Annotated in this window: 24 protein-coding genes; 15 read left to right on the forward strand and 9 right to left on the reverse strand. The window is 67.2% G+C overall.

What is annotated here, in order from left to right; translation table 11 throughout:
• The first annotated feature begins 23 nt into the window (after window positions 1-23).
• Both ABNX08_RS01600 and ABNX08_RS01605 read left to right on the forward strand, forming a co-directional pair.
• Complete coding sequence (locus ABNX08_RS01600) at window positions 24-248, forward strand: DUF2970 domain-containing protein (protein WP_022533420.1); 225 nt, start codon at window positions 24-26, stop codon at window positions 246-248.
• Between the two features lie 155 nt (window positions 249-403).
• The gene (locus tag ABNX08_RS01605; RefSeq protein ID WP_022533421.1) at window positions 404-1,264 is read left to right on the forward strand and encodes a cytochrome c oxidase subunit 3; all 861 of its coding nucleotides are present in this window, start codon (window positions 404-406) and stop codon (window positions 1,262-1,264) included.
• Between the two features lie 118 nt (window positions 1,265-1,382).
• Here ABNX08_RS01605 and ABNX08_RS01610 read toward each other — a convergent pair whose 3' ends face one another.
• The gene (locus ABNX08_RS01610) at window positions 1,383-1,592 is read right to left on the reverse strand and encodes a twin transmembrane helix small protein (RefSeq protein ID WP_022533422.1); all 210 of its coding nucleotides are present in this window, start codon (window positions 1,590-1,592) and stop codon (window positions 1,383-1,385) included.
• A gap of 120 nt (window positions 1,593-1,712) precedes the next feature.
• On the opposite strand from ABNX08_RS01610, the gene ABNX08_RS01615 reads away from it, so the two are divergent.
• The 5 genes from ABNX08_RS01615 to ABNX08_RS01635 all read left to right on the forward strand — a co-directional run bounded on the left by ABNX08_RS01615 (window position 1,713) and on the right by ABNX08_RS01635 (window position 6,022).
• Entirely contained in the window at window positions 1,713-2,489 is a 777-nt protein-coding gene (locus ABNX08_RS01615; protein WP_022533423.1) for an SURF1 family protein, read from the forward strand.
• A gap of 60 nt (window positions 2,490-2,549) precedes the next feature.
• Window positions 2,550-3,206, forward strand: a complete 657-nt coding sequence (locus tag ABNX08_RS01620; RefSeq protein WP_022533424.1) for a cytochrome c oxidase subunit I — start codon at window positions 2,550-2,552, stop codon at window positions 3,204-3,206.
• A gap of 10 nt (window positions 3,207-3,216) precedes the next feature.
• A complete protein-coding gene (locus ABNX08_RS01625; RefSeq protein WP_022533425.1) occupies window positions 3,217-4,320 on the forward strand; it encodes a heme A synthase in 1,104 nt (367 codons plus the stop codon).
• Window positions 4,317-5,261, forward strand: coding sequence for a heme o synthase (gene cyoE / locus ABNX08_RS01630; RefSeq protein ID WP_022533426.1), 945 nt, complete (start codon window positions 4,317-4,319; stop codon window positions 5,259-5,261). Before ABNX08_RS01625 ends, cyoE begins: the two co-directional genes overlap by 4 nt.
• Window positions 5,262-5,401: 140 nt before the next feature.
• Window positions 5,402-6,022, forward strand: coding sequence for an SCO family protein (locus ABNX08_RS01635; protein ID WP_041681223.1), 621 nt, complete (start codon window positions 5,402-5,404; stop codon window positions 6,020-6,022).
• A gap of 99 nt (window positions 6,023-6,121) precedes the next feature.
• Here ABNX08_RS01635 and rpoH read toward each other — a convergent pair whose 3' ends face one another.
• Window positions 6,122-7,051 carry an RNA polymerase sigma factor RpoH gene (gene rpoH / locus ABNX08_RS01640; protein ID WP_022533428.1) on the reverse strand — a complete coding sequence of 310 codons (930 nt, stop codon included), beginning with the start codon at window positions 7,049-7,051 and terminating at the stop codon, window positions 6,122-6,124.
• A 349-nt stretch (window positions 7,052-7,400) separates the two neighbouring features.
• Here rpoH and ABNX08_RS01645 point away from each other — a divergent pair, with 349 nt between their 5' ends.
• On the forward strand, window positions 7,401-8,279 hold the full coding sequence (locus ABNX08_RS01645; RefSeq protein WP_349605434.1) for a pirin family protein: 879 nt from the start codon (window positions 7,401-7,403) through the stop codon (window positions 8,277-8,279).
• A 19-nt stretch (window positions 8,280-8,298) separates the two neighbouring features.
• Here ABNX08_RS01645 and ybiB read toward each other — a convergent pair whose 3' ends face one another.
• From ybiB to ABNX08_RS01670, 5 genes are all read right to left on the reverse strand, one after another.
• Window positions 8,299-9,303, reverse strand: a complete 1,005-nt coding sequence (gene ybiB / locus ABNX08_RS01650; RefSeq protein WP_022533430.1) for a DNA-binding protein YbiB — start codon at window positions 9,301-9,303, stop codon at window positions 8,299-8,301.
• Window positions 9,304-9,396: 93 nt separating this feature from the next.
• Complete coding sequence (locus tag ABNX08_RS01655) at window positions 9,397-10,200, reverse strand: ABC transporter ATP-binding protein (RefSeq protein ID WP_022533431.1); 804 nt, start codon at window positions 10,198-10,200, stop codon at window positions 9,397-9,399.
• A gap of 18 nt (window positions 10,201-10,218) precedes the next feature.
• Complete coding sequence (gene ntrB, locus ABNX08_RS01660) at window positions 10,219-11,124, reverse strand: nitrate ABC transporter permease (protein WP_022533432.1); 906 nt, start codon at window positions 11,122-11,124, stop codon at window positions 10,219-10,221.
• Between the two features lie 61 nt (window positions 11,125-11,185).
• On the reverse strand, window positions 11,186-12,496 hold the full coding sequence (locus tag ABNX08_RS01665) for a CmpA/NrtA family ABC transporter substrate-binding protein (protein ID WP_022533433.1): 1,311 nt from the start codon (window positions 12,494-12,496) through the stop codon (window positions 11,186-11,188).
• 396 nt (window positions 12,497-12,892) lie between these two features.
• On the reverse strand, window positions 12,893-13,540 hold the full coding sequence (locus ABNX08_RS01670; RefSeq protein ID WP_349605437.1) for an ANTAR domain-containing protein: 648 nt from the start codon (window positions 13,538-13,540) through the stop codon (window positions 12,893-12,895).
• Between the two features lie 242 nt (window positions 13,541-13,782).
• Between ABNX08_RS01670 and ABNX08_RS01675 the strand changes: the two genes are divergently transcribed.
• Window positions 13,783-14,484: a fumarylacetoacetate hydrolase family protein gene (locus ABNX08_RS01675; protein ID WP_022533435.1), complete on the forward strand. Its 702-nt coding sequence runs from the start codon at window positions 13,783-13,785 to the stop codon at window positions 14,482-14,484.
• A gap of 4 nt (window positions 14,485-14,488) precedes the next feature.
• Window positions 14,489-15,136 carry a maleylacetoacetate isomerase gene (gene maiA, locus ABNX08_RS01680; RefSeq protein ID WP_022533436.1) on the forward strand — a complete coding sequence of 216 codons (648 nt, stop codon included), beginning with the start codon at window positions 14,489-14,491 and terminating at the stop codon, window positions 15,134-15,136.
• Between the two features lie 72 nt (window positions 15,137-15,208).
• On the opposite strand, the gene ftsY is transcribed toward maiA, so the two are convergent.
• The gene (gene ftsY / locus ABNX08_RS01685) at window positions 15,209-16,411 is read right to left on the reverse strand and encodes a signal recognition particle-docking protein FtsY (protein ID WP_349605439.1); all 1,203 of its coding nucleotides are present in this window, start codon (window positions 16,409-16,411) and stop codon (window positions 15,209-15,211) included.
• Between the two features lie 216 nt (window positions 16,412-16,627).
• On the opposite strand from ftsY, the gene ABNX08_RS01690 reads away from it, so the two are divergent.
• From ABNX08_RS01690 to ABNX08_RS01710, 5 genes are all read left to right on the forward strand, one after another.
• On the forward strand, window positions 16,628-18,175 hold the full coding sequence (locus ABNX08_RS01690; protein WP_022533438.1) for a pitrilysin family protein: 1,548 nt from the start codon (window positions 16,628-16,630) through the stop codon (window positions 18,173-18,175).
• Between the two features lie 9 nt (window positions 18,176-18,184).
• Window positions 18,185-19,576, forward strand: a complete 1,392-nt coding sequence (locus ABNX08_RS01695) for a pitrilysin family protein (protein ID WP_349605440.1) — start codon at window positions 18,185-18,187, stop codon at window positions 19,574-19,576.
• A gap of 88 nt (window positions 19,577-19,664) precedes the next feature.
• Complete coding sequence (gene rsmD / locus ABNX08_RS01700) at window positions 19,665-20,351, forward strand: 16S rRNA (guanine(966)-N(2))-methyltransferase RsmD (protein WP_022533440.1); 687 nt, start codon at window positions 19,665-19,667, stop codon at window positions 20,349-20,351.
• 219 nt (window positions 20,352-20,570) lie between these two features.
• Window positions 20,571-21,056, forward strand: coding sequence for a pantetheine-phosphate adenylyltransferase (gene coaD, locus ABNX08_RS01705; protein WP_022533441.1), 486 nt, complete (start codon window positions 20,571-20,573; stop codon window positions 21,054-21,056).
• Window positions 21,057-21,124: 68 nt separating this feature from the next.
• Complete coding sequence (locus tag ABNX08_RS01710) at window positions 21,125-21,385, forward strand: YfhL family 4Fe-4S dicluster ferredoxin (RefSeq protein WP_010814370.1); 261 nt, start codon at window positions 21,125-21,127, stop codon at window positions 21,383-21,385.
• Between the two features lie 98 nt (window positions 21,386-21,483).
• Here the strand turns inward: ABNX08_RS01710 and ABNX08_RS01715 are convergent, their stop codons facing one another.
• The gene (locus ABNX08_RS01715) at window positions 21,484-23,328 is read right to left on the reverse strand and encodes a PhoX family phosphatase (RefSeq protein WP_022533442.1); all 1,845 of its coding nucleotides are present in this window, start codon (window positions 23,326-23,328) and stop codon (window positions 21,484-21,486) included.
• Window positions 23,329-23,502 lie beyond the last annotated feature (174 nt).

The following is a 23,502-nucleotide window of genomic DNA, read 5'->3' on the forward strand; positions in this document are numbered from 1 at the left end:
GCCGGCGTTGCGGAGGACGGGCGATGGATGAGATGAAGGACGCGGTCAAGCGCAAGATGTCGTTCGCGCAGACCATGCGCGCGGTGCTGTGGTCGTTCATCGGCCTGCGCAAGGGCGCGGAGCACGAGCGCGACATGGCCAGGCTGAACCCGGTGCACGTAGTCATCGCCGGGGTGATCGCGGCGGCCATCTTCATCGCGGTGCTGGTCGTCATCGTGCGCATGGTGGTGAGCCAGGCGGCGGGGTAGCAGGGCAGGAAGGGTAGACAACAAAAGCAGTCGCAGGCAGTCGCAGAAAAAAACAGCCGCAGCGGCGCGGCCGGCCCAGAGGAGGCGGGCGGCCCGGAGCGCCGAAGCGCGGATAACGAATACCGAATCAAAGACTCTGAGCTGGAGATAAAAGAATGAGTGCGAATCGCGCAAACGCTCCGTACTACTTCATACCGGGCCCGTCGCGCCACCCGATCACGGCGAGCTTCGGCCTGCTGCTGACGGGCGCGGGCGCCTCCGGTTGGGTAAACGGGCAGCCCTGGGCGCCGTACGTGTGCGGCTTCGGCCTGCTGTGGTTTCTGTTCGTGCTCAAGAGCTGGTTCGGCGACGCCATCAGCGAGTCCGAAGGCGGCCTGTACGGCAAGAACATCGACTTGTCGTTCCGCTGGTCGATGGGCTGGTTCATCTTCTCCGAAGTGATGTTCTTTGCCGCCTTCTTCGGCGCGCTGTTCTACGCCCGCGCCATTGCCATGCCGTGGCTGGGCGACCTGAACAACAAGATCCTGTGGCCCGACTTTGCCGCGGTGTGGCCCAACCTCGGGCCGGCCGGCGTGGTGGAGTCGTTCCAGACCATGGGTCCGTGGCCGATCCCGACCATCAACACCGCGCTGCTGCTGATGTCCGGCGTGACGCTGACCTGGGCGCACCACGCGCTGCTGGCCGGCAAGCGCAGCCAGCTGATCCAGGGCATGGTGCTGACCATCCTGCTGGGCGCGATCTTCATGTGCCTGCAGGTGTACGAGTACATGCACGCCTACGGCGATCTGAACCTGAAGCTGACCTCGGGCATCTACGGTTCGACCTTTTTCCTGCTGACCGGCTTCCACGGCTTCCACGTGACCATGGGCGCGATCATGCTGGCGGTGGTGCTGGGCCGCGTGCTCAAGGGCCATTTCACGCCGGAGAACCACTTCGCGTTCGAAGGCGCAGCCTGGTACTGGCACTTCGTTGACGTGGTGTGGCTGTTGCTCTACGTCGTGGTGTACTGGCTGTAAGTTACGCTGCTGTACCCGCCGGCAGGGCCCCGACCGGGGCCGCCGGCGCCGACGTAAAAGAGAAACGCCGCAGGGGGTCGACCAGCCTGCGGCGTTTGTCTTTTGCGTCCCGGGTGTTTCAGGGCGTCATGCGGATGCCCGTGCTGTGGATCCAGCCCATCCAGTTCGAGAACAGGATGAACAGGAACAGCGCCACCGAAAAGCCCACGCGCAGCATCAGCGAGCGCATCATGTTGGGCGTCTTGCCGCGGTCGCGCATCATGAAGAACAGGGCGGAAGCCAGGCTGGCAATGATCAGGACAAAGGCGACGATGATGACAAAGCGCATGGCGGGGCAGGTTGGCTGCGGATCGGGCCGCGGTCTCGTTGGGGTAGCCGCGATGGGCATCGGAAGCGCCCATTATCGCACCGGCCTCGCGCGCGCGGCGCTGACGGGCATGACCGGGCGATGACGGCACGCCGTATCTTCAGCCCGCTGCCACTGGCCGCCGCGCTGGTGGTGGTCGCCATCACCTGCGCGCTCGGCAACTGGCAGCTCAATCGCGCGCATGAGAAAGAAGGCCGCGCCGCGCGGCTGCAGGCGCTGGCGGCACAGCCGCCGGTGGTGCTGGGCCCGGCGCCGCTGTCACAAGTTGTGACGGACCGCACCGTGCGCGTGACGGGGCGTTTCGACACAGCGCGCACCGTATTGCTGGATAATCGCCCCCACGGCAATGGCAGCGACAGCCGCGCCGGCTTCCTGGTGCTGACGCCGCTGCGCATCAACGCCCCTGCAAGTGATCGGGGCGCCATGCAAGCGGTGCTGGTGCTACGCGGCTGGCTGCCGCGCGACGCGCAGGACCGCACCCGGATCGCGCCGTTCCCGACGCCCGAGGGGGAGGTGACCATCGAGGGCACGGCATTGGCGGCCGTGCCGCGGGTCTATAGCCTGGGCCAGCCGGCCAGCGCCGAGGCCGGCAGCAAGATCCGCCAGAACGTGGAAATTGCGGCGTATGCCGCCGAAACCGGACTGGCTCTGCATCCGCTGGTGGTCGAGCAGCGCAGCGATACCGGCGACGGTCTGGCGCGCGACTGGGCCCCGGCCGACCTGGGCGCAGACCGGCACTACGGCTACGCCTTCCAGTGGTTCGGGCTGGCCGTGCTGACGGTGGTGCTGGTGGTCGTATTCGGCTGGCGCCGCGCGCGCCGGCCGGCGGCGGGCTCGACCACACCCCGAACCGAATGAACTGACCGCACGCGCCTTCTCCGGGGCGTGCGCTTGCCGAAACAAAGGACAGACGTACCCATGGCACAGCAAGACTCCGCTCCGGCTCCGGCCGTCACGGCTACGCCGCCGGATCCCCGCATCGACGCGCGCACGCGCCGCGGCCGCTTCCAGATGCTGATGCTGCTGCTGGTGTGCGCCTCGCCGGTGATTGCCTCGTATTTCACCTACTACGTCATCAAGCCGCGCGGTGGCGCCACCAACTACGGCGCGCTGGTCGACCCGCAGCGGCCAATGCCGCCGGTGCGCGTCACCGACGAGCGCGGTCAGGCCGTGCCGCTGGAGCAGTTCCGCGGCAAATGGCTGCTGGTGACTTCCGATCCGTCGGCCTGCGACGAGGCCTGCGCCAAAAAGCTCTTTACCATCCGCCAGATACGCGCCGGCCAGGGGCAGGACCGCGAGCGCATCGTGCCGGTGTGGCTGATCACCGACGAGGGCAAGGTCGACGAACGCCTCAGCGCCGCCTACAACGAGCCCTATGCCGGCGTGCGCTTCCTGCGCATCGACCGCCAGGCCGCGCAGCAGTGGCTGCCGGCCGAGACCGGAAAGCGCGCCGAGGACACGATCTTCCTGGTCGACCCGCTCGGCAACCTGATGATGCGCTTCCCGCAGGACCCGGACCCCAAGAAGATGAGCGGCGACCTGAAGAAGCTGCTCAAGGTCTCGCGCATCGGTTGAGGGAGACGGCATGCTGCTGCAACTGGCCATTATCGGCATCCTGATCGCGCTGCTGCCCCTGTGCTACGTGCTGGTCAAGGGCGATCGCAACAAATACCGCAAGCTGGTCTGGATCACCGCATTCCTGACGCTGGACCTGATCATGTTCGGCAGCTTCACGCGGCTGACCGACTCCGGCCTGGGCTGCCCGGACTGGCCCGGCTGCTACGGCCACTCCAACCCGCACTCGGCGATGGAGCCGATCCGCGCGGCCGAGACCGCGCTGCCCAGCGGACCGGTGACGCTGGTGAAGGCGTGGATCGAGATGATCCACCGCTATTTCGCCATGGCGGTCGGCGTGCTGATCATCGCGCTGATGGTGTTGGCGTGGGTCAAGCGGCGCGAGCTGAAGCAGTCGCCGTGGTTCGCCACCGGCGTGCTGCTGCTGGTGTGTGTGCAGGGCGCGTTCGGCGCCTTTACCGTGACCATGAAGCTGCAGCCGATCATCGTGGTCACGCACCTGATGCTGGGCATGAGCCTGCTGGCGGCGTTGATCTGGCTGGGCTCGCGCAACGATCCGCCGCACCCGGTCGCGCCGCAGGCCGCGCGGCTGCGATGGCCGGTGCGCATCGGCCTGCTGCTGCTGGTGATCCAGATCTTCCTGGGCGGCTGGGTCAGCACCAACTACGCGGTGCTGGCCTGCACCGACTTCCCGCTGTGCAACGGCCAGCTGGTGCCGGAGATGGACTTCGCGCACGGCTTCACGCTGTGGCGCCAGCTGGGCATGACCGCCGACGGCGACTACATCCCGCACGCGGCGCTGGTGGCGATCCACTGGGTGCACCGCGGCTTCGCTTTTATCGTGCTCGGCTACCTGGCGTGGTTCGGGCTGCGCGCGCGCCGGCTCGAAGGGCTGGACCGCGCCGCCGGCTGGCTGCTCGGCACGCTGGTGCTGCAACTGGCGACCGGGATGTCCAATATCGTGTTCGACTGGCCCCTGGTGGCCGCGGTCGCGCACAACGGCGGGGCGGCGGTGCTCCTGCTGCTGCTCGTCCGCCTCCACTACAATATAGGGCTCGCGACCCGGGCCGCCCGCGCTCCTGCCCCCGTGCCGAACGCCGCCCGCGCCACATGAAAGACAAGACCCCTTCCGTGGTTACCGCTACACATACCCATTCACTGGGCAAGCTGAGCCGGATACGGCACCTTGCCCGCCAATATGCCGCCCTGACCAAGCCCCGCGTGACGCAGCTGGCGGTGTTCTGCGCCATCATCGGCATGTTCCTGGCCACGCCTGGCATGGTGCCGTGGCGCGTGCTGATCGGCGGTGCCGCCGGCATCTGGCTGCTGGCCGGCGCCGCGTTTGCCATCAATTGCCTGGTCGAGCAGAAGATCGATGCGCTGATGCGCCGCACGGCCTGGCGCCCGTCCGCCACCGGCGAGATCACAACGCCGCAGACGCTGGTGTTCTCCGCCATCCTCGGCGGCGCGGGCATGTGGCTGCTGCACGAGTTCGCCAACGACCTGACCATGTGGCTGACCTTCGCTACCTTCCTGGGCTACGCGGTGGTCTACACCATCCTGCTCAAGCCGGCCACGCCGCAGAACATCGTGATCGGCGGGCTGTCCGGGGCGATGCCGCCGGCGCTGGGCTGGGCCGCGGTGGCAGGCGAGGTGCCGGCCGAGGCCTGGTTCCTGGTGCTGATCATCTTCACCTGGACGCCGCCGCACTTCTGGGCGCTGGCGCTGTACCGCCGCGCCGATTACGCCAAGTCTGGCCTGCCGATGCTGCCGATCACGCACGGTGAGCGCTACACGCTGCTGCATATCCTGCTGTACACGCTGGTCATGATCGCCGCGACGCTGCTGCCGTTCGTCTACGGCATGAGCGGCTACATCTACCTGGCGGCCGCGCTGGCGCTGGGCGCCGGCTTCCTGGCCTACGCCTGGAAGATGTACCGCAACTACTCGGACGAACTGGCGCAGCGCACCTTCCGCTTCTCGATCCTGTACCTGTCGCTGCTGTTCGCGGCGTTGCTGGTCGATCACTACTTCAAGTTCGTTCCGCAGGTCTGACCTGCGCCAACTGGCTGCTCGGCTGCGTCATCTTGTCGCGGCCGGCGCAGCGCGGCGGTGCGATCGGCGATACTGCAAGCTGTCGCCGCGCGCCTCCGGCGCCGCTGGTTCCCTCCCACCCCCTGACCGGTTCCCGCCGCATGCCCCGCCCCAGTCCTGCCTCCGGCCTGTTTTCCGCCTTCCGCCGCTTCTCCCTGCTGGCCGTGCTTGCGCTGGCCGTGGCCGCCTGCGGGCAGCAGAAGGCATCGTTCCGCAATGTCGACATCAGCGGTGCCGCCGACTTCGGCAAGGACTTCTCGCTGACCGACCATACCGGCAAGGTGCGCCATATCGCCGACTTCAAAGGCAAGGCGGTGGTGATGTTCTTCGGCTACACCCATTGCCCGGACGTGTGCCCGACCACCATGGCCGAGCTCAAGGCCGTGATGGAGAAGATGGGCCCAGACGCCGACCGCGTGCAGGTGCTGTTCGTGACGGTCGACCCGGAGCGCGACACGCAGGCGCTGCTGGCCCAGTACGTGCCTGCCTTCGATCCGCGCTTCCTGGGCCTGCGCCCGGCCGACGAAGCCGCGTTGCAGAAGGTGACCAAGGACTTCAAGGTGTTCTACGCCAAGGTGCCGGGCTCGTCGCCGAACAACTACACGGTGGATCATTCCGCCGGCAGCTATGTATTCGACCCGGATGGCCGCCTGCGCCTGTTTATCCGCCACGGCCAGGGCCCGGAACCGATCGCGCACGACCTGAAACAGCTGCTGTCCTGATGCCCCGGGGTGCGGCATAACGCCGCAGCCGCGCCCAGCAGGCAAACAAAAAGGCCGGTCCAGTGGACCGGCCTTTTTGCTTCTGGCGGGGCAGCGGGATCAGGCAAAGGCCTGCAGCGCGCCCTTCATCTTCTTCATTGCCGCGGCCTCGATCTGGCGGATGCGCTCGGCCGAGACGCCGAACTCGGCGGCCAGCTCATGCAGCGTGGCGCCGCCCGAGCCGTCGTCCTCGACGTTCAGCCAGCGCGCCTCGATGATGCGGCGGCTGCGCTCGTCCAGCTTGGCCAGCGCTTCTTCCAGGCCTTCGACCTGCATGCGGTCGTGGCGCTTGGCTTCCATCACGCGCGTGGGCTCGTTATGGTTGTCCGCCAGGTAGGCGATGGGGGCGAATTCCTCCTCGCCGTCGTCGATCTGGCCTTCCAGCGCCAGGTCGCCGCCCGACAGGCGGGTTTCCATCTCCATCACTTCTTCGGGCTTGACGTTCAGCTCGCGCGCCACCGCCTCGACCTGCTCCGGCGTGAACGTGTGCGAGCCCTGCTTGTGGCTGCGCAGGTTGAAGAACAGCTTGCGCTGGGCCTTGGTGGTCGCCACCTTGACCATGCGCCAGTTCTTCAGCACGTACTCGTGGATTTCGGCCTTGATCCAGTGCATCGCGTACGACACCAGGCGCACGCCCTGGTCGGGGTCGAAGCGCTTGACCGCCTTCATCAGGCCGATATTGCCTTCCTGGATCAGGTCGGCGTGCGGCAGGCCGTAGCCCAGGTACTGGCGGGCGATCGACACGACCAGGCGCAGGTGGGACATCACCAGGCGGCGGGCCGCGTCAACGGAATCGTGGTCGCGGAGTTCGCGCGCCAGGCGCTGCTCTTCCTCCGCGGTCAACAGCGGAATTCGGTGGACAGCCTGGATATAGCTGTCGAGATTGCCCAGCGTGGCCGGGAAGGTCAGCGCCAGGCTACCCCCGTGCTTCGGGGCCGTCGGCAGACGGCTGGGGGTCAGATTTTGGTCAGCAGACAAGACTGCGTTCACTCAATGGCTCCTTTCGCATCCGGCGGTTCGGTTGCCGGTGCGCCGCGCACCTTCTCTTGGGATGGGCGGCGGCACTGCAACGCATCTTAGCACTCAGGCCGGGTGAGTGCTAATTGGAGTCCTGACTGTTGCGATAGTTCCCGACGATTGTCATAGCATATTGGATAGCTATTTCGCAATCAAGCGCCGTCGGGGATACTCGCAGCAGGGCGCACTCAGTATTAGAGCAAAGCGTGCCCCGCCGGTTCTGCCCGCTGGTGGAATGATTTGTTGCACCAGCGGCTACACTCGACGCAAGCGGCGCCACGCTGGCATGCTTGCGAGCCTCTCTTATTCCACCGGAGAAGTTATGTCTGCTATCGAACACTTGCTCAAGCCGCATGTGCGCGACCTGGGCGATTTCACCGTACGGCGGCTGCTGCCTGCAGCGGCAACCCAGACGGTAGGGCCGTTTATTTTCTTCGACCATATGGGGCCGGTGCAACTGCCGCCCGGGGAGGGAGCCGATGTGCGCCCCCATCCGCATATCGGCCTGGCCACCGTTACCTATATGTTCGAGGGCGAGATCATCCACCGCGACAGCCTGGGCAGCGAGCAGGCGATCCGTCCGGGCGACGTCAACTGGATGACCGCCGGCCACGGCATCGTGCACTCCGAGCGTTCGCCGGACCATGTGCGCGCGGCGGGCGCGCGGCTGCACGGCATCCAGACCTGGGTGGCGCTGCCGCAATCGCATGAAACCGACGAGCCGTCGTTCTTCCACCATCCGGCCGAGACCCTGCCACGCATCGAGCGGCCCGGCGTGCGCATGACCGTGATCGCCGGCGATGCATTCGGCAAGACCTCGCCCGTCAAGGTGTTCAGGCGCACGCTGTATGTGGCGATCGAACTGGACGCGGGCGCCAGCGTGGAAATCCCGGCCGAGCATGCCCAGCGTGGCATCTACCCGGTGGACGGCGCCGTCACGCTGGACGGCGAGCCGCTGCCGGCGGAACACATGGTGGTGCTGACGCCCGGCCAGAGCGCCACGCTGCTGGCCACGGCGCCGTCGCGCGTGATGCTGCTGGGCGGCGATCCGACCGACGGCCGCCGCTTTATCTACTGGAATTTCGTCGCGAGCAGCAAGGAAGCGATCGAGGCCGCCGCCAGGCGCTGGGAGGATGACCAGTTCCCACGGGTGCCGGGAGACGAGAACGAGCGCATCCCGCTGCCGCCGCGCAAGCCTTAAGGGAAGGAAAGGGGCCGGCTCAGACCGGGCTGGCCCAGGTCACCCGGGTGCCCTGCCGCAGGCATTCCCGGATCGCCTCGATCTGCGTGGCGATCGGCGCCGGTACCGGCACGGCGCCATCCAGCACGCGCCGGATCCAGGCCGCGGTCTGATCGACATCGCTGCCGGGTGGCAGCTCCGGCACTTCAGCCAGCGAGCCCCCGACAGGATCGACCAGCGTCTGCTGGTGCCCTTCATGCAGCCAGTCGATGCGGCTGTTGCGGCGCGCATCGGCCACCACTTCGCCTTCGGTCCCGCGTGCCAGCAGCACGTTGGCGGGTTCGTTCGAGAAGTAGTCGGTCAGCGTCTCGCGGTATTCCGGGTGCGTATAGCTGTACAGCCGCAGCCCTTCGGCGGGGGAGTGCTCGCCCACCGGTTGCAGCATCTTGGCGACCGTGTGCGAGGAATTGCGCAGCCCGATCACGGTGCGCCGGTCCAGCAGCTGCGACAGGCCGGGCGACAGCACGTCGACCGGCAGCACCGCCAGCGGCCCGTGGTCGGTGCCATCGCGCAGCAGCGCCGAAGCCTCGGCCGTGGTGCCGCACAGGGGAACGCCCAGCGCCGCGAACAGCGTCATGCTGGTCACGCGGCCGTTGAACTCGCGCGAGCCATGCACCAGCACGGGGATGCCTTCATGCGCCAGCAGCAGCGCCAGCAGCGGCACCAGGTTGGGCTGCTTGCGCGCGCCGTTGTAGCTGGGGATCACCACCACCTGCCGGTCCGGCGGCCCGGGCAGCGGCTCGCAGTGCGCATGGGCGGCCTCGAGCATGCCGGCGAGTTCGTGCGGCGCCTCGCCCTTGATGCGGTAGGCCATCAGCACGGCGCCGAGTTCGACGTCGGATACGCGCCCGGCCAGCATGGCGTCGAACAAGGCCTGGGCATCCTCGCGCGGCAGCGCGCGGGCGCCGTTGACGCCGCGGCCGATCTCCTTGATATAGCGGGCGGCAGGGAAGGGTGCGGCAAGCGTGGCGGCAGGCGTGGTCATGGCGGCGGGGGGTAGGAGTCTGTTCTGGGTTCATGATAGCGGAGCAGGGCCGCCGCGCCCATCGCCGCCGATGGGTGCGGCGGTCGGGCGAGCCTAGGCCGCCTCCCGCAGCGCCGGATTGCGCTGCTTGCGGTAGAGGAAATCCAGTACCGCGGTGCGGCAAGCGTGGTAGCTCTTGTCGTCGGCCAGCGCGACGCGGTCGCGCGGGCGCGGCAGGTCCACCTTCAGGATCTCACCGATGGTCGCGGCGGGGCCATTGGTCATCATCACGATGCGGTCGGCCAGCAGCACGGCCTCGTCGACATCGTGGGTCACCATCACCACCGTGCTCTGCGTGCGCGCGACGATCTTGATCAGTTCGTCCTGCAGGTGCGCGCGGGTGAGCGCATCGAGCGCGCCGAAGGGCTCGTCCATCAGCAGCACCTTGGGCGCCATCGCCAGCGCGCGGGCAATGCCCACCCGTTGCTTCATGCCGCCGGAGATCTCGTGCGGGTACTTGTTCTCGGCATGCGTCAGGCCCACCAGCGACAGCGTGTCGTGCGTGCGCGCTTTCAGTTGCGCCTTGCTTTCGCTGGCGGCGAACACGCGCTCCACGCCCAGGTAGACGTTCTCGAAGCATGTCAGCCACGGTAGCAGCGAATGGTTCTGGAATACCACCGCGCGTTCCGGCCCCGGGCCGGCGATCTCGCGCCCGGCGCAGATCAGCGCGCCGGTGGTCGGCATGGCCAGGCCCGCGATCAGGTTCAACAGCGTGGACTTGCCGCAGCCGGAATGGCCGATCAGCGTAATGAACTCGCCCTCGGCGATATGCAGGTTGATATCGCGCAGTGCCACGAACGGCCCCTTGCGCGTCTTGAAGGTCTGTCCGACGTTCTCGATGCTGACGAACTTTTCCATGGCGTTTCTCCCCGCGTATCAGTTGGTGCCGTAGCTGAAGCGCCGGGCCAGCGCCAGCAGCGCGTGCTCGAGCAGCAGCCCGATGATGCCGATCACGAAGATCGCGATCACGATGTGCTCGACCTTCAGGTTGTTCCACTCGTCCCACAGCCAGAAGCCGATGCCGGTGCCGCCGGTCAGCATCTCGGCCGCGACGATCACCAGCCACGCGGTGCCGATCGACAGCCGCACGCCGGTCAGCATGTACGGCAGCACCGCCGGGAACAGCACGCGGGTGAAGACCTTCCACTCCGACAGATCCAGCACGCGCGCCACGTTCAGGTAGTCCTGCGGCACGCGCGTGACGCCGACCGCGGTGTTGATCACCATCGGCCAGATCGAGCAGATAAAGATCGCCCAGATCGCGGCCGGGTTGGCAGCCTTGAACAGGAGCAGCCCGATCGGCAGCCACGCCAGCGGTGAGACCGGGCGCAGCAGGCTGATCACCGGGGCGGTCATCGCGTTCAGAAAGGCGAAGCGCCCGATCAGGAAGCCGGCCGGGATGCCGATCACCGCCGCGAGGCCGAAGCCTGCGGCCACGCGCGCCAGCGACGCCAGCACGTTCCAGCCGATGCCCTGGTCATTGGGCCCGTTGCGGTAGAACGGGTCGGCAAACAGCGGCACTGCGGCGTTCCACGTCGCACCCGGCGTGGGGATGGCCGGGATCAGCGTGGCGATGCCATGCCAGGCCAGCACGAACAGGGCGAAGCCCAGTACCGGCGGCACGGTTTTCAGCACCAGCGCGCCGAGCGCGTCGCGGCGCTGCGCGCGCCGTTCCTGCGCGGCGAGTTCCTGCTCGCGCCGGCGGGCCCGTTCCTTGATGTCGGGATCGGCCGCAGTGGCCGCGGTTGCGCCTTTGGGCGCGGTATGGGCGATGGCATTCACGTCTGGCTCCTTTTTGTCAGGGGCACTGCGGATCAGTGGGGAAGTGGCGGCCCGAACTTCGTCAGGCCTTGATCTTGAAGCCATCGGCGTAGGCCTTCGGGTCCTTGGCATCCCAGACCACGCCGTCGATCAGCTTGGCAGTGCGGAAGTCGCTCTTGGGCAGCGGCACCTGCGCCGCGGCGGCGGCCTGCTTGTAGACGTCGATGCGGTTCACCTGTTTCGCCACCGCGAGGTAGTCCGGATGCTCCTTCAGCAGGCCCCAGCGCTTGTGCTGGGTCAGGAACCACATGCCGTCGGACAGATACGGGTAGTTGGCGCTGCCGTCCTGGTAGAACTTCATCGCGTCGGGGTCGTCCCAGGTCTTGCCCAGGCCGTTGTTGTAGCGGCCAAGCATGCGGTCCAGGATGATGTCCATGTCGGTGTTGACGTAGGACTTGGCGGCGATGGTCTCGGCGGTCTTGCGGCGGTTGGAGGCCGACGCGTCGATGTACTTGGACGCCTCCAGTATCGCGGCCACCATGGCGCGCGCGGTGTTGGGGTGCTTCTGCACGAAGTCCGCGGTGGTGCCGAGCGTTTTCTCCGGGTGGTTCTTCCAGATCGCCTGCGTGGTCTCGGCGGTGAAGCCGATCTTGTCGGCGATGGCGCGCGCGCCCCAGGGCTCGCCCACGCAGAAGCCGTCCATGTTGCCCACGCGCATGTTGGCCACCATCTGCGGCGGCGGCACGGTGATGGCCTTGGCGTCCTGCATCGGGTTGATGCCGTTGGCCGCCAGCCAGTAGTACAGCCACATCGCGTGCGTGCCGGTGGGGAAGGTCTGGGCGAAGGTGTAGTCGCGCTTCTCCTTCATCATCAGCGCCTTCAGGCTGGCACCGTCCTTGACGCCCTTTTCCGCCAGCTTGGACGACAGCGTGATGGCCTGGCCGTTGTTGTTCAGGTTCATCAGCACCGCCATGTCTTTCTTGGGGCCGCCAATGCCGAGCTGCACGCCGTAGATCAGGCCATACAGCACGTGCGCGGCATCGAGCTCGCCGTTGACCAGCTTGTCGCGCACGCCGGCCCAGGAGGCTTCCTTGGTCGGCGTGATCTTGATGCCGTATTTCTTGTCGATGCCGAGCGTGGACGCCATCACCACGGAGGCGCAGTCGGTCAGCGGGATAAAGCCGATGCGCACATCGGTCTTCTCCGGTGCGTCGGAGCCCGCTGCCCACGCCCCGGCGCGCACCAGCGGGTCGACCAGCGTCATCACGCTGGCGCCTGCAATGGTGGCGAGCACACGGCGGCGGCCGCTGCTGGCCGGCACTGCATCGGCAGTAGCGTCGGAAACGTGGACGGCTGCGTGCAGCGGCTTGGTAATCCTGAGGCGAGAGGGCATTGCATGGCTCCAAAAAAAAAGAAAAAAGCGTCCCCTTCCGCAGCCGGCTTCTCCAGAAGACCGTTGCGGCGCAGGGACGCCGTTGTCCGTGGCGTGACGCGGCCCGCGTTGGCCGTGTCCGCCGAAATTGTCGATCGGCCGCCGTTGGCCGATACCTGCATAACGCAAGGCGTGTGCCAGCCTGTGCAGTGCAACATTTGCGGGCGTGATTGTGGCGGCGAGGTTGCTGCGGGACGCGATTTGGTGAGGAATGTCCGAACGCGGTGCGTGCGTGATCGACACCGCCGTATCAGGGGGAGTGAGAGGGAGACAGCGGGAAGGGAAGGCACCGCTTCAGCGGCGCCAGGATCGTGCAATGCACCAGCCCCGTGCGGCCGCGCACTGCGGGCTGGCGAATCAGCCCATCACGTCGATCACGCGCTGTGCGGCATCCACCAGCTTCAGTCCACGCTCCATCGCCATGCTGCGCAGGCGCTTATAGGCTTCGTCCTCGGTGATGCCGCGCGCCTGCATCAGCAGGCCCTTGGCGCGCTCGACCACCTTGCGCTCGGCCAGCTTGAGGCGTGTGGCGTCGAGCTCGGCGCGCAGCTGCTGGTCGAGTTCGAAGCGGGCATAGGCCACGTCGAGCACCGTCTTGACGCGCTCGGCACGCAGGCCGTCGACGATATAGGCGGTGATGCCGGCCGTTAGCGCGGCCTTGATGCGCTGGCTGTCGTCGTTGTCGGTGAACAGTACGATCGGCCGCGGGGCGTGCTGGGTCGACACGCAGACGTGCTCGATGGTGTCGCGTGCGGCGGATTCCGAGGCGATGATCAGCATGTCCGGCTGGGTGGCCGTGATGACGTCAGGCAGGCGCAGGTCGGCGTCGACGATCTGAATCTCGGCAAAGCCCGCGCTGACCAGGCCGCTGCGAATAGTCTCTACATTCAGCGGATTGGCGTCGAGCGGGTCGCGCACGAGAAGGATGCGCAGCACCCGGCCTCCGGTGGAGGTGGCTGGTGCGGCATTCGGCGTGGGCGAGGGGGGCGGATGGCGTCGGGTCATGGCTAGGCTCTGTTGCAGTGCGCCATGCAAGATTCGCGCCGGGTGAGAGTGGGTCACGCTGCGCCAGGCCGGTGCGGCTCGGCTGCGAGGATGCCTGGATTCATTGTATGCCGTTGTACGCGGCCAACCCGCGCGGTGTATCCTGTTGCCCTGCTGCGCCGGGCGCGTCTGCTGGCGACGCCGCAATGCTGCCCTCTGCAACCCGTGACGCAGTACTGATCAGAAAACATCTGGAGAGATGCATGACCGAATTCGTGTTCGCCCCGCCGGCTCCCGTTGGCGTGCCGGTGCGTGGCAGCAACGCTAGCTTCCCGGTCCGGCGCGTGTACTGCGTCGGCCGCAACTACGCTGCCCATGCCCGTGAAATGGGCTCGGACCCCGACCGCGAGCCGCCGTTCTTCTTCTGCAAGCCCTCCGACGCGGTCAGCTACGTCGCCGACGGCACCGAAGGCACCTTCCCGTATCCGCCGGGCACCGGCAACTGCCACTATGAGGTGGAGATGGTGGTCGCCATCGGCAAGGGCGGCCGCGATATCCCGGTGGACAAGGCTGCCGAGCATGTGTTCGGCTACGCCGTGGGCCTGGACATGACCCGCCGCGACCTGCAGAACGAATCGAAGAAGACGGGCCGCCCCTGGGAGACCGGCAAGGCCTTCGACCAGTCCGCGCCGATCGGCCCGATCGTGCCGGTCTCGGCCATCGGCCATCCGGAGAAGGGCGAGGTCACGCTGACAGTCAATGGCGTCGAGAAGCAGCGCGGCGACCTGTCCGACCTGATCTGGTCGGTGCCGGAGATGGTGTCGTACCTGTCCAGGCTGTTCGAGCTGCAGCCGGGCGATCTGATCTACAGCGGCACGCCCGAGGGCGTGGGCCCGGTGGTCAAGGGCGATGTCATGCAATGCCACGTCGGCGGCGTGGGCGATCTCACCATCAAGGTAGTCTGATCCGATGCTGAAGCTTTACAGCTACTTCCGCAGCTCGGCCTCGTTCCGCGTGCGCATCGCGCTGGAGCTGAAGGGCCTGCCATATGAGTACGTGCCGGTGCACCTGCTCAAGGAGGGGGGCCAGCAGCTCAAGCCGGAGTTCCGTGCGGTGAACCCGGACGGCCTGGTGCCGGCGCTGGTCGACGGCGACCACGTGCTGCAGCAATCGATGGCGATTGTCGAGTACCTGGACGAAGTCCATCCCGAGCCGAAGCTGCTGCCCGGCACGGCGCTGGACCGTGCCTACGTGCGCGGCCTGGCGCAGGAGATCGCGTGCGAGATCCACCCGCTGAACAACCTGCGCGTGCTGAAGTACCTGAAGCACACCGTGGGCGCGAGCGACGAGGTCAAGGACGGGTGGTACCGCCACTGGATCGAGCTGGGCTTCGAGTCGCTGCAGGCCAATTTGGAGCGCGGCGGCACGGCCGGGCGCTTCTGCTTTGGCGACACGCCGACGCTGGCCGATATCTGCCTGGTGCCGCAGGTGTTCAACGCGCAGCGCTTCAATGTCGACGTGAGCCGCTATCCGGCGATCGCGAAGATCTATGAGGCCTGCATGGAACTGCCGGCGTTCCAGAAGGCGGAGCCGAAGTCGCAGCCTGACGCGGAATAGTCGTCGCAGGACTGCAATGCAAAGCGCCCCGGCACTGGCCGGGGCGCTTTGCTTTCCGCGCGTGCGCGGGGATTATCCCAGCAGCGCCTCGGCAAACTCATCCGCCCTGAACGGCTGCAGGTCCTCCACCTTCTCGCCCACGCCGATGAAGTAGACCGGCACCGGCCGCTGGCGCGCGATCGCCGCCAGGATGCCGCCCTTGGCAGTACCGTCGAGCTTGGTCACGATCAGCCCGGTCAGGCCCAGCGCGTCGTCGAAGGCGCGGGTTTGCTGCAGGGCGTTCTGGCCGGTATTGGCGTCGATCACCAGCAACACCTCGTGCGGCGCGCTCGGCATGGCCTTGCTGATCACGCGCTTGACCTTCTTCAGCTCTTCCATCAGGTGCAGCTGTGTCGGCAGGCGGCCGGCGGTGTCGGCCATCACGATGTCGATGCCCCGCGCCTTGGCCGCGTTGACCGCGTCGAAGATCACCGCGGCCGGGTCGCCGCTTTCCTGCGCCACCACGGTGACGTTGTTGCGCTCGCCCCAGATCGTCAGCTGCTCGCGCGCGGCGGCGCGGAAGGTGTCGCCTGCGGCCAGCAGCACCTTCTGGTCGTAGCGCTGGAAGTGCTTGCACAGCTTGCCGATGCTGGTGGTCTTGCCGGCACCGTTGACACCCGCGATCATCATCACCAGCGGTTGCTCGCGGCCCAGCGCCATGGTCTTTTCCAGCGGGCGCAGCAGCTGCGTCAGCAGGTCGCGCAGCGCGGCCTTGACGCCTTCGGCCGACTCGATGCGCTCGGACTTGACCCGCTTGCGCAGCTCGCCCAGCAGGTATTCGGTGGCTTCAACGCCGGCATCGGCCATCAGCAGCGCGGTTTCCAGCTCCTCGAACAGCGCCTCGTCGACCTTGACGCCGACGAACAGCGTGCCGATGTTGCGGCTGGTCTTGGACAGTCCCGTGCGCAAGCGGTGCATCCAGCCCTGTCTGGCTTCGGCCGTGGGCGCGGGCGGTGGGACCAGTTCCAGCGCCTCGGCCGGCGTCGGGACCGGCACCGGAATGGGTGCGGGCGCTGGCGCGGGGATCGGAGCCGCCACGGGGGCCGGGGCCGGTGGTGGCACCTGCGCGGGGACTGGCGTCGGGACCGGAACGGGGACGGGTGTCGGCGCAGGGATTGGCGCCGGCGCGGGCGCAGGGGTTGGGGCGGGCGCAGGCGCCTCGGCCGGAGCGGGTGCCGGGGCGGGGGCCTCGACAGGCGCGGGCTCGGCCTTGCGCTTCTTCCAGAAACTAAACATTGGGGAATGGGGTCAATACCGGGGCCGAGACCCTGGCGGCAGCCATGCCAGCAGGCGACCGGTTAATAATCAAGGAGTTACGCAGGCATCGCGGTGGCAGGGGAGAAACCGTTGTAGTCCCGGCCGGCGATTGCGTATAGTTCGCTACATGGCAGATCCGTGGGCGCACGCATGCACACATGGATCGATCGGCAAAATTCTAGCAGACGGGGTCGCATGAACCATTGCGCTGTCCTGACCGCAGCGGGCGCCGAAGGCGCCCAAACGCGCATTCAACGCCTCTCACAACCGCCCTTCGCACCACTCCAATCGCTTCCCGCCCGCGCCGCGCGTCTCGCGCGGCGTGTCATTCCCACGTTGCTGCTGGCGTTGCTGCCCTGGTCGATGCCGGCCGGGGCGCAGGGCGTGGTTGCCTCGCCGATGCCGGGTACGCAGACCGCGCCGGCCGGCGCAACCGCGCAGGGCACCACCGAGTACCGGCTCTCCAACGGCCTGCGGCTGATCGTCAAGGAAGACCACCGCGCGCCCACGGTGGCGCACCAGATCTGGTACCGCGTGGGCGGCATCGATGAGGTGAGCGGCACCACGGGCGTGGCGCATATGCTCGAGCACATGATGTTCAAGGGCACGCCCAAGGTCGGGGTGGGGGAGTTCTCCAAGCAGGTCGCCGCACTGGGCGGGCGCGAGAACGCCATGACCAACCGCGACTTCACCATGTACTACCAGCAGATCGGCAAGCAGTACCTGCCCAGGATGATGGAGCTGGAGGCCGATCGCATGGCCAACCTCATCATCAGGAAGGACGAGTTCGAGCGCGAGATGAAGGTGGTGATGGAAGAACGCCGCCTGCGCACCGACGACTCCGCGCGCGGCAACGTCTACGAGCAGCTGCTGGCCACGGTCTATACCGCCGCCGGCTACCGCCACCCGGTGATCGGCTGGATGGACGACCTGGTCAATATGCGCGTGGACGACGTCAAGGACTGGTACCGCCACTGGTACGTGCCCAACAACGCGCTGGTGATCGTCACCGGCGACGTCAAGGCCGAGGAAGTGCGCGCGCTGGCCGAGCGCTACTATGGCAAGCTCAAGCCGCGCACGCTGCCGCTGCGCAAGGACCAGGAAGAGCCGGAGCAGAAGGGCATCAAGCGCATCTGGGTCAAGGCACCGGCCGAGAACCAGTACATGGTGATGGCCTACAAGGTGCCGCGCCTGCGCGATGTCGAAAAGGACGTCGATCCCTACGCGCTGGAGGTGCTGTCGGCCGTTCTCAACGGCTATGACAACGCGCGCCTGACGCGCGAGCTGGTGCGCGAGCAGCGCCTGGCCGACGACGTCAATGTCGGTTACGACAGCATCAACCGCGGCGAGTCGCTGTTCGTGCTCGACGGCACGCCAGCCGCGGGCCACAACACCGACGAGATCGAGCGTGCGCTGCGCGCCGAGATCCAGCGCATCGCGAAAGAGGGCGTCTCGCCTGAAGAGCTCAAGCGCGTCAAGGCGCAGGTGGTGGCCGGCCAGATCTACAAGCGCGATTCGGTGTTCGGGCAGGGCATGGAGATCGGCGTTTCCGAGATTTCCGATATCTCCTGGCGCCAGATCGACCGCATGCTTGACAAGATCAAGGCCGTCACGCCGGCCCAGGTGCAGGCCGTTGCAGCAAAGTACTTTAGCGACGACAACCTGACCGTGGCCACGCTGGTGCCGCAGCCGATCGACCCGAACAAGCCCAAGACCCAGGCCCCGTCGGGCCTGCGCCACTGAGGAAAGGCGATGTCTCAATTCGTCACCGCATTTGCTACCCCGCAGCGCGCGCTGCGCAAACTGGCAGGCGCCGCGCTCGGCGCCGCCGTGCTGCTGGTCGCGCAACTGGCGCAGGCCGCCATCCCGATCGAGCACTGGACCGCCTCCACCGGCGCGCGTGTCTTCTTCGTGCACAGCCCGTCGATCCCGATGCTCGACATCAATATCGACTTCGACGCCGGCAGCCGCTATGACCCGCCGGGCAAGGCAGGGCTGGCCACGCTGACCGCCGCGCTGCTCGACAAGGGTGCGGCCGCGCAGGACGGCCAGCCGGCACGCGACGAAGCGCAGGTCGCCGACGGCTTTGCCGATACCGGGGCCGCCTTTGGCGGTGCGGCCGGCGGCGACCGCGGCGGCATCGGCCTGCGCACGTTGACGGCGCAGCCGGAACTGGACCAGTCGGTCGCGCTGGCGGCCCAGCTGATCAAGGCGCCGACCTACCCGGACGCCGTGGTCGGCCGCGAGAAGCAGCGCCTGATCACCGCCATCCGCGAAGCCGACACCAAGCCGGGCGTGATTGCCGACAAGGCACTGGCCAAGGCCATGTACCCCGACCATCCCTATGGCGTGGCGGCGACGCCGGACAGCGTGGCGTCGATCAAGCGCGACGACATCGTCAAGTTCTGGCGCGACAACTACAACGCGCAGCGCGCGGTGGTCACGCTGATTGGCGCCGTCGATCGCAAGCAGGCCGAGGCCATCGCCGAACTGCTTACGCGCGGGCTGCCGCAGGGCACTGCCGCGCCGGCGATGCCGCAAGTCAAGCTGAACATCCCCGCCACCGAACAGCGCGTGCCACACCCGGCGCAGCAATCCAGCGTGGTCATCGGACAGCCCTCGATCGCACGCGGCGATCCCGATTATTTCGCGCTGCTGGTGGGTAACTACGTGCTGGGCGGCGGCGGCTTCAGTTCGCGTCTGACTGACGAGGTGCGGGAGAAGCGCGGCCTGACCTACGGCGTCGACAGCTATTTCGCGCCGTCCAAGCAGCCCGGGCCGTTCGGCATCAGCCTGCAGACCAAGAAGGCACAGACCGACGAGGCGCTGGCGCTGGTGCGCCAGGTGCTGGCGCGCTTTGTTGCCGAGGGACCGACCGAGAAGGAGCTGCGCGCGGCCAAGGACAATCTGATCAACGGCTTCCCGCTGCGCATCGACAACAACCGCAAGCTGCTGACCAACGTGGCCAATATCGGCTGGTACGGGCTGCCGCTGGACTACCTGGATACCTGGACCGCGCAAGTGGGCAAGGTCACGCGCGAGCAGGTCAGGGCGGCGTTCCAGCGCCATGTGCGCCCGGACGGCATGGCCACGGTGATCGTCGGCGGCCCGGTGACCGCGCCAGCCACCACAGCCAAGCAGTGACGGCCACGCCGCATCGGGCCGGTTTGTCGATGCGCCGCCGCACACCCGAGCGTGCGGCAGAACGGCCCGCAGGCTCTACAATCACGGGATGAATTCGCGCTCCCGATTGCCATCGCCCGCCCCTGGCGGGCGAACCGCTACCCCCGCCACCGGCGGGCGGCCCACTGCATCCCCGGCCCCGCGCCCGGCACCCCGCCAGGCGCCATCTCAAGTCCGCATCATTGGCGGACGCTGGAAGCGCACCTTGCTGCCCGTACCCGATGCCCAGGGCCTGCGCCCGACGCCCGACCGCGTGCGCGAGACGCTCTTCAACTGGCTCGGCCAGGACCTGACCGGCATGGAATGCCTGGACCTGTTCGCAGGCTCGGGCGCACTTGGCTTCGAGGCCGCGTCGCGCGGCGCGGCCGCGGTCACGCTGGTGGAGTCCAACGCGCGCGTGGCCAAGCAGCTGCGCGACAACCAGTACCGGCTCGACGCCGGCACGGTGCGCGTGGTGCAGGGCGATGCCTTTGCCGTAGCCGCGCAGATGCCCGATGCCAGCTTCGACGTGATCTTCCTGGACCCGCCCTTTGCCGAGGACTGGATCGGCCCAGCGCTGGAACATGCGGCGCGGCTGTCGCGTCCGGGCGGCGCGGTCTATGTGGAAACCGACCATGCGCTGACCGGTGCCGATGCGCCAGTGCCTGCGTCGCTTGAGATCGTGCGGCACGCGCGCGCCGGCGCGGTGCATTTTCACCTGCTCTTGCACCGCAGCCCTGGCAACGGCGCCGCCTGAGGTTCCAATCAGGCTCCACGAAGGCCCTCTATGCCCTGAAGCGGGGCGCCCGGTGACGGTGCGCTGCAGCAAAAGGGAGCGTCAGGGGCCTTCCAAGTGGCGGATTTAGGGTTACACTACGCCGCTGTCACAACGCTCGCGACGCAGCACCCGCGCCGGTCCGGCCGGCGAACGAGGCGGCCCACATACGGCCGGCAGCGGGCAGATCAAGGAGGAAGTATGGTCATCGCGGTCTATCCCGGCACCTTCGATCCAATGACCCGGGGACACGAGGATCTGGTCCGCCGTGCGTCGAATATCTTCGACGAACTGGTGGTCGGCGTGGCGCAGAGCCCCAACAAGCGCCCGTTCTTTGCGCTCGAAGAGCGCATCGCCATCGCCCGTGAAGTGCTCGGGCACTATCCCAATGTGCGCGTCGAGGGTTTTTCCGGCCTGCTCAAGGACTTTGTGCGCAAGAACAATGCGCGCGTGATCGTGCGCGGCCTGCGCGCGGTGTCCGACTTCGAGTACGAGTTCCAGATGGCGGGCATGAACCGCTACCTGTTGCCCGACGTGGAAACCATGTTCCTGACTCCGTCCGACCAGTACCAGTTCATCTCCGGCACCTTCGTGCGCGAGATCGCGGTGCTGGGCGGCGACGTCAGCAAGTTCGTGTTCCCGTCGGTGGAACGCTGGCTGCAAGAGAAAATCGGCAAACCGGAATAAAATAGCAGATTCAGATACGTCGATTCGCGGCCAGTCGGGCGCGGGCGTGTCCGCAGGAAGGAAACACCATGGCGCTGATGATCACCGACGACTGCATCAACTGCGACGTTTGTGAACCCGAGTGCCCGAACGAAGCCATTTCGATGGGGCCCGAGATCTATGAAATCGACCCCAACAAGTGCACCGAGTGCGTCGGGCACTTCGACGAGCCGCAATGCCAGCAGGTCTGCCCGGTGGCCTGCATTCCCAAGGATCCGAACAGGGTCGAGACGCATGAGGTGCTGATGCAGCGTTACCGGCTGTTGACGGCTGCCAAACACGCGGCCTGAACGGTTCCCTCGGCAAGGCAAAAAAAGCCCCCGCCACCGCAAGGTGACGGGGGTTTAACTTTTCCCCTTTACTACTTACTACTTACGACACTGCGCGGTCAGGCACCCATCGGCTTGCCGTCGGTACGGCGCACCACGATGGTGGACGAGCGCGGCGGCCTGGCCGCGTCCGGCCACTTGCCGGTGGGGTGCTGGATATTGATGAAGCAGGTGGTCAGGTCCGGCGTGTAGGCGATGCCGGTGATTTCGCAGCCGGTCGGACCCACCAGGAAGCGCTTGGACTGACCCGTCGGCGAGACGTAGTACATGCTGTTGTTGCCGAAGGTGTTGATGAAGCTGGCGCTGGTGCTGGAGTCGGTCTGCACCCACAGGCGGCCCTTCGGGTCGACGCGCAGGCCGTCCGGGCTGGAGAAGGTGTCGCCGTTGATATTGCCCTTCAGGTTGTCGGTGGCCAGCGACGGGTCGCCGGCCTGCAGCAGGATGCTCCACGTAAAGGTGGTGGCCAGCGGCGAATTGCCGGCTTCGATCCACTTGATGATATGGCCGTGCAGGTTGTTCTTGCGCGGGTTGGCGGCGTCGGTCTGCTGGCGGCCGCTGTTGTTGGTCAGCGTGCAGTAGAGCGTATTGTCCGGTGCGGCCGTGATCCACTCGGGACGGTCCATCAGCGTGCCGCCGGCCACGCGCGCGGCGGCCTTGGTGTTGACCAGCACGTCGGCCTGGCTGGTGAAGTCGACCGTGGTCGGCGCCGGCGAGGTGGCCGACTGGGTCCAGTTGCCCGGATCCGAAGCGCCGACGGTCAGGCCGTTCTTGCCCTGCGTCAGCTCGATCCACTGGCCGCTGCCGTCGGCGTTGAATTTGGCGACGTAGAGCGTGCCGCTGTCGAGCAGGTTGGCGTTGGCGGCGCGGGTGTTCGGATCGAAGGCCTTGCTGGGTACGAACTTGTAGATGCAGCCCGGCGTGCCGTCGTCGCCCATGTAGAAGGCGACGTTGTTGCTGGCGTCGGTCAGGAAGGCGACGTTCTCATGGTCGAAGCGGCCCATCGCGGTGCGCTTGGACGGCGCGCCCAGCGTGCCGTACGGATCGACTTCCACCACCCAGCCGTAGCCGTTGTCGGCCTGGTTCGGGTCGATGTAGTTGTCCGTGCTTTCTTCGCAGGTCAGGTAGGTGCCCCACGGCGTGTAGCCGCTCGAGCAGTTGTTGAGCATGCCGACCACGGTCGAACCCACCACCGAGGCAGCCGGGCCGCCCACGCGGTACAGCGTGTTGCCGGTGTAGCGCTTGTTGTAGATCGAGTCGCGCTTGACCTGCCACTTGCCGCTGGCGGCCAGTTCGACCTCGATCACCGAAATGCCGACGGCCGACAGCGCGATGCGCTTCTGCTCCGGGCTGGCAGTGGCGGCGTCGTAGGCGGTCGGGAACAGGATGTTGTAGTCCGGCAGCTCGTGGTTGATGGCGAGCAGGCCGCCCTTCTGCGGATCGACGCCCGGCAGCGCGAAGAAGTGCATGCCGTCGTGGTTGCCGCCGGCCTGGCGCTCGGTCTCGGCGGACGACTGGAAGGCGCCGGCATAACCGGTGGCGCCGGCTTCCACCGGATCGCCGGCGGAGAACAGCACGTCGATGCTGTAGCCGTTGGGCACCACCACGGCATCGGCGGTGGACTTGGCGACCGGCTCGAAGGTGACTTCATAGCTCGGGGTGACCGGGCCGGTGGGCGCCGGCCCTGGGGCGGGTGCAGGGGCCGGGGCGGGATCGTCACCGCCGCCGCAGGCGGCCAGCAGGCCGCTGCCGAAGGCCGAGACCAGCGACAGGCCGAGGCCGCCGCGGAGCACCCGGCGGCGCGCCGGGTTGGCGGCGACGATGTCTTCGAGCATCTGGCCGGGCACGTCAACGTCGGGCTTGGCGGCGCGGCCGGCGGCACGCGCTTCGTCGGTCAGGTACGACATGGGCTTTTCCTCCTGTGGGTTTGTCATGGGCGCAAGCCATCATGGGATGCCGGCGCGGTGGGAAGCCCGCAATGTAGGTGCCGCCTGTGTAACTTTGATGACCGGATGTCTGCGACAGCAGAGTTTTGGATCGGAACGCGACAACAATTGAAAAAGGCCGCTTTTGCGGCCCGT

Origin of the sequence: Cupriavidus sp. DF5525 (genome assembly GCF_040149425.2) — a bacterium.
In the GTDB taxonomy this organism is placed as follows: Bacteria; Pseudomonadota; Gammaproteobacteria; order Burkholderiales; family Burkholderiaceae; genus Cupriavidus; species Cupriavidus pickettii_A.